Consider the following 11,542-nt stretch of genomic DNA (forward strand, 5'->3'; position numbering starts at 1 on the left):
CTTCGGCCGACCGTGCGCGAGAGAAGCGCCGGGCCGGCCGTCGGGATGATCAAAGGTGTCGTGGCGCGACGGCGTTCATGCCCTTCCCGCCGACAACGTCCCTTACTTCTGGTTGGGGTTGAAGTGCTTCTTCAGGTCCTGCCAGCAGGTGTAGTAGTTGTCCTGCAACTGCTTGGTCTCAAGTGCAAAGCGCGTCGGGCGAATGACCGCCGGCGTTTCGAACATGAAGGCCATCGTGGCATCAACCTTGTGCGGCTTGCTCGTGTCGGCCGCCGAGGCCTTCTCGAACGTTCCCGCATCGGGGCCATGGCCCGACATGCAGTTGTGCAGGCTTGCGCCGCCCGGCACGAAGCCCTCGGCCTTGGCGTCGTACACGCCATGGATCAGGCCCATGAACTCGCTCGCGATGTTGCGGTGGAACCAGGGCGGGCGGAACGAGTTTTCCATCGCCAGCCAGCGCGGCGGGAAAATCACGAAGTCGATATCGTCGACGCCCGGCGCATTGCTTTGCGATTGCAGCACCAGGAAGATCGACGGATCCGGGTGGTCGTAGCTGATCGAGCCGATCGTGTTGAAGTGACGCAGATCGTATTTGTACGGCGCGTAGTTGCCGTGCCAGGCCACCACGTCCAGCGGCGAATGGCCGATATCGGCACGCCACAGCGCCCCGCCAAACTTCGCCACCAGCTCGAAGTCGCCCTCCACGTCTTCATAGGCCGCCACAGGCGTCAGGAAGTCGCGCGGGTTTGCGAGACCGTTGGAGCCGATCGGACCCAGATCCGGCAGACGGAACAATGCGCCGTAGTTCTCGCAGATGTAGCCACGGGCACGGCCGTCGGGCAGCGTCACGCGGAAACGCACGCCGCGCGGAAGCACCGCAATCTCAAAGGGCTCGACTTCCAGCACACCGAATTCGGTGGCGATACGCAGACGCCCTTCTTGCGGCACGACCAGCAATTCGCCGTCGGCGTTGTAGAAGAAGCGGCCGTCCATCGACTTGTTGGCGGCGTACACGTGGATACCGCAGCCGTGACCGGCGTCCGGACCACCGTTACCGGCCATCGTGACCATGCCGTCGACGAAATCGGTCGGCGCTTCGGGCATCGGCAGCGGGTCCCAACGCATCTGGTTCGGCGGCGTGGGCACCTCGTCGAACCGGCTCAGCCAGCGCGTGTTCTCAATCGCCGTGAACGGCTTGTGCATGGCGGCGGGACGAATGCGATACACCCACGAGCGGCGGTTGTGACCGCGAGGTGCCGTGAACGCCGTGCCGGAGAGTTGTTCCGCGTAGAGGCCGTACGGCGCACGTTGCGGCGAGTTTTGCCCGATAGGCAGCGCGCCCGGCAATGCCTCGGTCGCGAACTCGTTGGCGAAACCGGACAAATAGCCCAGCTCCCCCTGAATTTGGTCTGCTTGACGCATGAGTGCCTCGTCTCCTGTTTTCGAATGGAACAATTGTCCGCCAAGCGACCACATTTTGCGATATAAATAGACAAATCCACTATATTCACAATGCGAATATCACTTCGGTGATCCGCGGATGCTTCCTCCATGATTTCCTTACGCGACGTCGATCTGAACCTGCTGGTGGTGTTCCATGCCGTGCTCACGCACCGGAGCATCTCTCAGGCGGCACGAGAACTGGGGCTATCGCAGCCCGCCGTCAGCAACGGCCTTGCCCGGCTGCGGCAGACGTTCGAAGACGAGTTGTTCACGCGCACAGGCGCAGGCATGCAGCCCACGCCGTTCGCCGAGGCGCTGGCTGAGCCGGTGTCGGCCGCCCTGGCAGGCATTTCGAGGGCCATCAACCACCGGGAGGCGTTCGATCCGGTGAGTAGTCAGCGGGAATTTACGTTGGCGATGACGGACGTCGGTGAGGTGTACTTTTTGCCCGCGCTGATCGATTTATGCACGCAACTGGCACCGGGGGTGCGTATCAGCACGGTTCGGGCGTCGTTGCCCGATCTGAAGGAGGCGATGGCCGCAGGGCGCATCGATCTTGCGGTGGGGGCTTTCGACGATCTGACGGGGCCGTTTTTCCAGCGACGGTTGTTCCGGCAGCAATACGTGAGCATGTTTCGCATCGGCCATGCACTCGACTCGCCGGACGCGGGGCTGGCCGAATTCAAGGCGGCTCGCCACCTGTTCGTCGCCACGGGCGACAACCCCTACGCGCGTGTCAATCAGCTTCTCGCACAGGCTGGCTTCGGCTGCGACGCCAACTTCTGGGTGCCCCACTTCATCGCAGTGCCCTATATCGTCAGCACGAACGATCTGGTGGTGACGGTGCCGCAGAAGTTTGCCGAACGCGCCGCCGCACCGTTCGGGCTGCACTTCGTCAAACCGCCCCTGCGCCTGCCGGCGCTGCAAACCAATGTGTTCTGGCATCGTCGCTACCATCAAGACGCCGGTAACCAGTGGCTACGTCAGCTGATATCTGAACATTTCGTGGAATAGCGCGGCGGGGCCACCCGTTTCCGTCGCCGCCCGCCGCCCTTCTTTCCTCCCCCACGCTCACGCGTCGCTGGCGATGGCGTGCCCTTGCGAGCGCAGCCAGTCGTTCCAGGCCGTATCGAGCGCATCGAAAGCGGCCTCCATCTGTCCGACCGACGCCTGCGGCGCTAGATGCTCGACCTGTGCGGCCAGCGATGCCAGCGAACTCAGACCAAACGCCATGAAGCCGCCACGCAGCCGGTGCGCCGAGTGGCGGAGTGTCTCGCGCGAGGACTCGGCGAGCGCCGCCCGGCAATTCGCGATGTCCTGATCGGCGATCTTGACGAAGGTGTCGAGCATTTCCGACAAGGGCAAGCGCCAGTCCTTGGAAGACGCCGCCTCAGGGGCAGGCTTGGGCGCGTTCTCGATCAGTCGCGACGACGCCGGCAACGGTGCGATCTCCACGCAAAGCGACGGATAGCGCGAACGAACCAGTTCGATGACGCGTAGTAACGAACGGGCGTCCACGGGTTTGTAGACGACCGCATCGTAAGGCGATTTCGCCTCGCGATCGTTGCGCAGCGTGACGTCTGCGGTGGCCACCACCACCGGCACATGCGGAGCGCGTGCCTTGATCTCCGTCGCCAGCGCATGCCCGGAAATGTGGGGCATGTTGGCGTCGGTGATGACCAGCATGTGCGATTCGGCGTCGAACGCGTCGAGTGCTTCGCGCGGGTCGTGGTAGCAATCCACCATCGCGCCGAGCCCTTCCAGTTGACGTGACAGCAACATGCCGCTGATCGGATGATCGTCTGCGACCAGCACGTACCAACCGGCCAGCGGCCTTACGCGCGTCTGCGCGCTTGCCGTGCCCGGTACCGGCAGGTCACCGCCGCTCGACAAGCCCGGACGCGGCGTCGAGCCCAGCGCCTCCCAAAGTTCGGCTTGTTGCAGCAGTGCAATGTCGCGCGGCCATGTCGGCGTGCTTCCGGCCGGACGATCCACTGGCGTCGCGCGCAGCAAGTAGACTTCCGCGCCCGCCATGCCCCGCACCGGCCATTCGTCCGCGAACATCAGGAGTCCGGAATCTTCCTCGCGACCGGTCCCCGTCGACCACGACACGGCGTCGTCATAACGGACAGGGACGAAACCCGCACGACGAATCAACGCTTCGAGGTACCAATGACGACGCGACAATGCGCTCACATAAGCGAACGTCTCCTGCGAATCCACGACAGGCGGTGCGTCGCTATCGGGTGCCCACGGCAGATGCAGCGTGAAGCGCATGGTCGTACCTTGCCCCTCCTCGCTGTCGACGGCGAGAACACCGCCGAGCATGCCGACGAACTGATGCGAAATCGCCAGCCCCAGCCCGGTACCATGCTGCATCCCAGGCTCGGTGGTGCTCTTGCCGAATGGCCGGAACAGATCGGCCAGATCCGCCGCCGCAATCCCCACCCCGCTATCGCCCACCGTAAAGGCCACGTCGCAACCCTGCATGTCCGAGCGCGTCACCATCGCACTGAACGCTACATGCCCCTTTTCCGTGAACTTGATGGCGTTACCGACGAGGTTGGTCACGACCTGTCCAAGACGCAGCGCGTCCGTATGTACCGCACGCGCGAGCAGCGGATCGATCATCCAGTCCAGCGTGAGGCCCTGCAAACGCGCACGGCCCGTGAACGACAGCCCCACCGCCTCAAGCTCCTTGAGCAGTGAGCAATCGCGCGAATTCAGTTCGAAGCGGCCCACCTGAATGCGCGAATAGTCGAGAAGATCGTTGATGAGATCGAGCAGATTGCGCGTCGAACTCTCCATCACGTCGACGTAATAACGGTGATCGTCGCCAAGGTTTTGCGCGCTGAGCAATTCGAGCGACGCCAGCGTGCCATACAGCGGCGTGCGCATTTCATGGCTGACGGTCGTGAGGAACACGTCCTTCGCGCGATTGGCGCTCTCCGCAGCGAGACGCGCCTTGCGTTGCTCCAGCTCGAAGCGGCGCTGCTCGGTGACGTCAGACAATGTGCCGATCAGCACCGGTTGCTCACGAAACACCGTATCGACGAAGCTCACCGCGTAATGACGCTCTCCCGCGTCGTCGAGCGCACTGAGCAGGCGCCGCACGGGTCGCGCCACCACGCCGCTGTGCAACTGACGGTACATCCGCGTCAGCTCGCCGTCGCCGAGATGTCTGAGCAAATCGACTGTGCCGGCGTAGGCCGGATTGCTCATCACCACGGCCGGCTCGAACGGGTCGATGATCGCCATTCCGACGGGCGCCGTCTCGATAAGGGTCTGGGTGAAGGCATCGCGTTCGAGCAACGCCGTCGTACGCTGACGTGCCGGCTCGATGATGCGCTGACGCATATAACGCATGCCCGCATAGACGCCGCCCGCGTACAGCAGCAACAGCAACGTCGCGCCGAGCAGCAACGTGGCGTTCTCTCGCAGCAACTGCGCGGGGCGCACGGCGTAACGCACGAACCATGGCGTCGACACCAATCTGCGCTCGAATACCAGACGCTGGCCGTCGGAGCGCAGCGTCATCTGCGCGCCACCAAAGAGCGGCAGCGTGACCAGCGTACGCAAGTGCCCCAGAGACGACATCGGAAGGCCGGCGCTCGCGATCACAAGCCCGTCCTCCGAAATCAACTGGAGCGCTTCGCCGGAACGTTCGAGGTTGCGCATGCGCGGCGGCACGATCATGTCGGGTGACATGCTGGTGCCGACATAAAGCACAAGATGACCGTTGAGATCGCGGATCGGCACGAAACTCGAAACCGTCTTCAGATGCGTGACGGGATGCTTGTAGTTGTACGTCCAGAACGGACCTTCACTGTTGCCCCGCACACGCGCGTGATAGCGCTCGACCTTGTTGATTTCCGCGAGCATTGCCTGCGTGTCGCGCGCGAGATCGGCCGGACTGAAAGCCTCCCGGCCAACGGCGGGACGATACGTGGCAAACGCGCCGTCCGCTGAAATGATGAAGGTTTCGTCCTGCGCGTCGAGCGGGCTCCAGAAGTTGGCATCGAGCACCATGAGCCGCAGCGTGAGCCGCGCGAGCAACGCGGCACGCTCCTGCGTGATGTCCGCGAGTTTGACGATTTCGAATTCGCTGTCCCAGCCCACCCCGCTGATGCGTCGCGCGGTGCCCACCGGCATGGAGACGAGCGGCTTGAGAATGCGATCAGTCAGCGCCTGCGTGGCACCGCCGGGACGCACGGTACTTGCCTGGGTGGCCTGCGCCATCGCGCGGGCCTGTTCGTTGAAGATTTCGAGATCCCGGATTTCTCGCCCGACAGCCGCAAAGAACGACTCCGTCTTTTGTCCGCTTTGCCAGAGTGTGCCGAACAGCGCATAGGAGACCGCTGCGACCCACACCGACAAACCGAACAGCAGCGCCAGCAGGCCACCAATGCGAAGCAGGCGACCGGCGATCGCGATGTCGCGCGTCATCGTTCTGGCAGGCATAGACTCCAACGTCTGTGGTCGGGGCGGACTCAGGCGGCACTCGGCGCTTCGGCGTCGCCGTCACGCGAAAACTGAACCGGGCTCGACACATGCAGCTTGAACAACTCCATGTCGGTGCGGCAACCCAACTTGCACATGGCCATGCGCTTCTGGTTGTTGATCGTCTTGGCCGAACGCTTGAGCGCGCCCGCGATCTGCGACACGTTCTGACCATCCAGATACATGCGCAGCACTTCCATCTCCTTGGGCGAGAGCGGGCGTCGTGCCGTCGGCTTGCGGCGCATCTGCTCTTCCAGAATCTGCTCGGCACGCCCGCCGCGATAACTCATGCCGCGACGGCAGCGCTCCACGCACACGGTGATTTCACGCAGATCGTCGGACTTGGTCATCACACCCAACACCCCACAGCTGTCGAGCGCGTGAATGATGGCCGGCTGTTCGATCGACGTGAACACGATGATCTTGACGTCCGGATACTTGCGGCGCACGCGGTTGATCATGACGAGGCCATCGCCGAATGCGCCACCGGGCATGCAGTAATCGGTAATGAGGACGTCGACCGAATTCGTTTCGAGCGCCTTGAACAACTCGGTCGAATTCGAGACAGGAGGCAGCACGTGAAAACCCGGGTCCGGGGACAACATTTCACGTAGTGTGGAGGCGACGATCGGATGATCGTCCGCAATCAGAATCTTTACCATCATCTGCTGGATCCTTTTAAAAGAAGTCAGCCGTGGGCGCGCGCGATCCCTCGCCGTGTCTTCGCGTCATGGCTTCCCAAAAGAGGAATGTGCGTCTTGCCGACGCACGCGTTGGTCACGAAGGCGTGACCGCATTGCTGCTGGGCGACGAGCGGGGGCGACAGTCCGGCGCGCGGGCCACACATGGCCCCTCGCCCGCTGCCTGCCTTATCCGGCACGCTCGACACTCCCGCCGACGACCGCACCCGGTCCATCGACGGTGGTCCACGCCGAGCACGTCTTGTGCCCTGTCAACTGGGTTGTGCCCGTGCCGATGACCGGCTTGACACAGTAACGAATGCGAACGCCGCGCAAACCTGCCGAGGGCATCATCTCGCGCGCCCGTCCGACAACGCGAATGCGTGTCGGTCCGGCGGCCGCTTCCCACAGATGCACGCTATCGGTCTCAGGCCAATCCGCCATCCAACGGTACGAACCGCTCACGACAGTGCCCACCCTCGGCGTATCGCTCAGCTTCACCGCTGCCGCCACCGGACGCATCCGCGTTTCGACCTCTCGCGATGACGCAACCGGAGGCTCCACCCGCGCCAGCGAAGCCCCATCGCTTTCCGATTCCAGCGTGGGGCCCGTCATGTTCGCTGTCGACGCTTTGTATTCGCTACATCCCGCAAGCAGCGCCATCGCCAGCGCGCTGCCCAAGCTTATAAGTGTCGTCATGGCGCGCCATCCCATCGCCGGTGTAGCACCTGGGCGAGAGCATTGGCTGGGCAGGGAAGCGTCAACGTGGTTGGTGTCATCGGTCCATTACCAATCGTCTCGCCGCGTGACAATGAAACGTTACGCGTCGTTTTTACGACCAGCGGAAATATAGGATAAATCTACAAAATCCTACCGTTTTGGATCTCTTTATAGGAAACATCCTAGTCCAAATTAGGAGGAATACCGTTCGCACCTTACACAGCCCGCGCATCGCCATCGAATTCAATGCGGAAATAACTCAGATGACGTAGCGCGGACGCTCAGGCAACGTTCCAATTGACACGCATGTGACGAAAAGATTCATTTGAAAGATGCCAATCGTGTCAGCCACAGGCCGCACGAGGCGTGGTACGTGAGTGCCGAAATGGCAAAAAATCACTCGAAAGACGTTGCGACTTTCGAAATACTTTTCACCTTTTGGATGTGAGACGTAAAGCGCGTCAACGCTATTGATGACGTCATCGATTAAACGCCATTAAAGCGGGAGATAAGCCGGAGGAAATCCATAAGCGCAGATACTTCTGCGACTTTGAATAAATGGATTCAAACGCCAAGGGCTTTGGCGAACATGCCGAATGCTACGACGGCCATCAACGCGGAGAAGATCTGCTGAAGCCGTGACGCGGCCAGACGCGGCGCGAGGGCGCGCCCCAGCACCATACCCACCACTGCGCCCACGACGAACGTCCATCCCTGCGTTCCCGGATGCATGCCATGCCACCACGCATTGGCGACGGTGCCCGCAGAAATCAGGGCGATGACAAAGAGTGACGTCGCCACGACGCCATGCACCGAAATGTCCGTGAAGCGCCGCAACGCGGGCACGATCACAAAACCGCCCCCAACGCCGAGCAACCCCGACGCAAAGCCCGACACCGCACCGATGACACCCAGCGTACTTGCCACTTGCCGCGTCCAGTGCAAACGTCCCGTCGAGGGATCCATCCGGCACGGCGGCAACGGTGCACACGCACCCGCAGCGCCACCCGCGCCCGCACTCCCCGTCCCGCCTCGAGACGCCCGGTACATGCGTGCAGCCACGACCAGCATCGCCATGGCGAACAGCCCGACGAGCCACCGCTCCGGCAGCCGATGCGCCATCCACGAGCCCAGCGGCGCGAGACAAACACCGATGCCTGCCATCAACATCGCCGCACGATAGCGAACGATACCGGCCCGCAAACCTTGCGCACTGCCCACGGCGGCACTCGCACCGACCGCGAGTAACGCGACGGGCCCCGCCTGCGGCACGCCCCAACCAAGCCCGAACACCAGCGCCGGCACCGCAAAGATGCCTCCACCCGCGCCCGTCAAACCCAACACCAGTCCGACCGCTGCACCGAGCAGGGCGGCCGTGGGCGAAGCACTCGAAAGGTCGGGGAACATGGGCGATATCCAGCAGAAAGCGACCTGACACCGAAGCCAAATCACTATTTTTCATAAGCTTATGACGCTGAATTATATAGAAACGTCAGACGGCAGAAAAGAAAAGCGGCGCTACCTGAGCGCCGCCGTGTCTGAAAATGCGGGGAACGACAAAAAATGCCTACGACGAGGATGTCCGAACAGTGACGTCGACCGGGCGCTCGCCGGTATCGCGTTCTGCATCGAGCCCTGCGTCGAGTTCCGCGATGATGTCCCCGGTGTGCGCGCCCGGTGCGGGCGGATCGAGACGCGTGACGGGGCTTTGTCCGTTAAGACGCACCGGAGATACGATCGTGTGGGTCGTCTCGCCGCTGGGCAGCACCATCGGACGCACCCAGCCCATATGGGCCACTTGCGGATCGGCCAGCACGCGGGAATAGGTGCTGATTTCCGTGCACGGGACACCGACGGCCACCAGCCGGGCGAGCCAGACATCGCGGTCATCCAGCACGAATACGGCTTCGAGCACATCGCGCAATGCCGCCTGATGGCGCGCCCGCTCCCGCGCACTGCTAAAGCGTGAGTCGTCGAGCAGATCCACCCGATGCACGAGGGCGCAAATCGCCTCCCAATGCGTCTGGGCATCCAGATCCATGCCGAAGTAACCATCGCGCGCCCGGAAGGTCGGCCAAGGGGCCGACGGGCCGCCAAAACGCTCGCCCTCACCGGGCAGCGGCGCGGCCAGCGGCGACACCTTGCCATGGCCCGATGCATCGGCCAGCGCCCGGCGCTGACGCGCCACGGCCGACATCTCGGCGTCGGTCGGCATCGTGTCACCCGCCGCCGATCCGGCGATGGTGGCCATGGCGGCCGCCGGCACAAGGCCGGCGCGATGGGCCGCCTCGGCCCCGGCATCGCCCGCGCGCAACGCGGCAATCGCCAGCGTCGCACCGAGCATCGGCACGTCGATGTGCACCCCTGTGCCCTGCTGCTTCGCCGCGACGAGCGCCGCAGAGACGGAAAACGCGGCGTACAGCCCCGCGGCCAGATCGGCAATGGGCAGATCGCGTGGCGGCTCGGCACCGCTTGGCGCCACCCCCAGCATGCCCCGGAGCGCCTCAAGCGCGGGCACCCCCGACTGCGGCGTGGAGCGCGGACCATCCTGCCCAAAGGCGGAAATGGAAACGTAGACGAGATGCGGTTGCACGGCCGACAGGGCGTCGTAGCCGAGCCCGGCGCGCGCCAACGTGCCCGGCGGCAGGCACTCGATCACGACGTCCGCCCCGCGCACCAGCGTGTGAGCGAGGCTACGGCCTTCGAGCGTCAGCAGATCCAGCGCGACGGAGCGTTTGTTGCGACGCAACCCGACCTGCGCCGATTCGCTGATCGTGCTTTGGTGTTCGTTGGAAATATCGTCGACCGGATCGTCGACCATGATGACGTCCGCGCCCATGTCGGCAAGCAGCATGCCGCAATAGGCACCCGCCGCGCCACGACAGAACTCAATGACGCGGATCCCCGTAAGTGGTGCATTCAATATCTGACCCCTATTTGCTTGCCTGGCGGTTTGTTGTTGTTCTCAACCCTTGGCAGCCGTCTGACGCGGCATTGAGCGCATTCTAGAACAGTTATTCAACGCCGGTCACTGCGAAAAAATGGAGGTCGCACCACACGTTGCCACCGGGCAACAACCCGGGTGGCAACGCCCGCCGGGACACGCGCCTGACACAGACAGCGCGCCCGAGCCCTCATCCGTTTTTCATCCTCTTTGGCCCGCGAAGGCCGTTACAGCCACCCGGCCTTGCGGAATTTCATGAACAGCAAGACATCGATGACGACCATCGCGGCAATGCAGACCGGATACCCGTATTGAAACTTCAGTTCGGGAATGTCGGCGAAATTCATGCCGTAGATCCCGGCAATCATCGTCGGCACGGCGAAGAGCGCCGCGAACGACCCTAGCCGCTTCGTCGTTTCATTCTCGGAGAGCGAAATCATGCCGAGATTGACCGAGAGCGCGGTCGTGACCATTTCACGCAACAGATCGATGTTCTTCGTAATGCGCTGAAGATGGTCGAAGACGTCGCGGAAGTACTCCTGCATGCCGCCGCACAGCTTGGGCGCCATGGCCCCGAACAACTTGCTGACGGCCTCCATGAGCGGCACGCACGCGTGTTGCAGCGTGATGAGCCGGCGCTTGAGCTGATACAGATCCTCGATGATCGCGCGCCCCTTGTTCGGCGCGTTCGGCGTAAAGATTTGCTCTTCGATGGCTTCGAGTTGCGCCTCGAGGTCGTCAAACACCGGGAAGTAGCTGTCGACGATGGCGTCCATCAAGGCGTAGAGGACGAAGATCGAGCCCTGGCGTAGCAGGTGCGGCTCCTTCTCCGCCCGTGCGCGCACCGCGCCCAGCCCCTGTGTCGCGTTCGAGCGCACCGAGAGCACATAGTTGTGCCCTGCGAAAATCGCGACCTCGCCAATCGTGAAATCGCCGTCGGCGTCCTTGTTGAGCACATGCAACACGGCAAAGAGCGAATCGCCATACTGCTCGATTTTCGGACGTTGGTGTCCGTGCTGGGCATCTTCGACAGCGAGGTCGTGCAGGCCGAACTCGTGCTGCATCTGCGCCAGTTCGCCCGGCCCGGGGTCCTTGAGCGCCACCCAGACAAAACAGTGCGGACGTTCGAGATAGTCCGAGATTTCATCGGGATGCAGATCGGCAATCTTGCGGCCATCCTCATAGGCCACACAGTTCACTAGCATGCGTCTTCCTGGTCGAGGCGACCGCCCTGCACTCGGCGTCTGGCGCGAGC

General features: G+C 63.0%; 8 protein-coding genes. 1 reads left to right on the forward strand and 7 read right to left on the reverse strand.

Translation table 11 applies throughout. The features are described from left to right. Positions 1-102: 102 nt before the first annotated feature. Positions 103-1,422 (reverse strand): homogentisate 1,2-dioxygenase, encoded by a 1,320-nt coding sequence (hmgA, locus tag PAQ31011_RS02615; RefSeq protein WP_150574339.1) that lies wholly within the window; start codon positions 1,420-1,422, stop codon positions 103-105. 129 nt (positions 1,423-1,551) lie between these two features. Here hmgA and PAQ31011_RS02620 point away from each other — a divergent pair, with 129 nt between their 5' ends. Then, positions 1,552-2,457, forward strand: a complete 906-nt coding sequence (locus PAQ31011_RS02620) for a LysR family transcriptional regulator (protein ID WP_150574340.1) — start codon at positions 1,552-1,554, stop codon at positions 2,455-2,457. 57 nt (positions 2,458-2,514) lie between these two features. On the opposite strand, the gene PAQ31011_RS02625 is transcribed toward PAQ31011_RS02620, so the two are convergent. The 6 genes from PAQ31011_RS02625 to corA all read right to left on the reverse strand — a co-directional run bounded on the left by PAQ31011_RS02625 (position 2,515) and on the right by corA (position 11,492). Then, on the reverse strand, positions 2,515-5,904 hold the full coding sequence (locus PAQ31011_RS02625) for a hybrid sensor histidine kinase/response regulator (protein WP_150574341.1): 3,390 nt from the start codon (positions 5,902-5,904) through the stop codon (positions 2,515-2,517). Between the two features lie 29 nt (positions 5,905-5,933). Beyond that, positions 5,934-6,608 (reverse strand): response regulator, encoded by a 675-nt coding sequence (locus PAQ31011_RS02630; RefSeq protein ID WP_044455942.1) that lies wholly within the window; start codon positions 6,606-6,608, stop codon positions 5,934-5,936. A 204-nt stretch (positions 6,609-6,812) separates the two neighbouring features. Continuing rightward, positions 6,813-7,322 carry a hypothetical protein gene (locus tag PAQ31011_RS02635; RefSeq protein ID WP_150574342.1) on the reverse strand — a complete coding sequence of 170 codons (510 nt, stop codon included), beginning with the start codon at positions 7,320-7,322 and terminating at the stop codon, positions 6,813-6,815. 585 nt (positions 7,323-7,907) lie between these two features. Further along, a complete protein-coding gene (locus PAQ31011_RS02640) occupies positions 7,908-8,750 on the reverse strand; it encodes a sulfite exporter TauE/SafE family protein (RefSeq protein WP_150574343.1) in 843 nt (280 codons plus the stop codon). Positions 8,751-8,910: 160 nt separating this feature from the next. Then, on the reverse strand, positions 8,911-10,266 hold the full coding sequence (locus tag PAQ31011_RS02645; RefSeq protein WP_150574344.1) for a CaiB/BaiF CoA transferase family protein: 1,356 nt from the start codon (positions 10,264-10,266) through the stop codon (positions 8,911-8,913). 248 nt (positions 10,267-10,514) lie between these two features. Continuing rightward, complete coding sequence (corA, locus tag PAQ31011_RS02650; RefSeq protein ID WP_150574345.1) at positions 10,515-11,492, reverse strand: magnesium/cobalt transporter CorA; 978 nt, start codon at positions 11,490-11,492, stop codon at positions 10,515-10,517. Positions 11,493-11,542: the final 50 nt, after the last annotated feature.

This window comes from Pandoraea aquatica (assembly GCF_902459565.1).
GTDB lineage: Bacteria > Pseudomonadota > Gammaproteobacteria > Burkholderiales > Burkholderiaceae > Pandoraea > Pandoraea aquatica.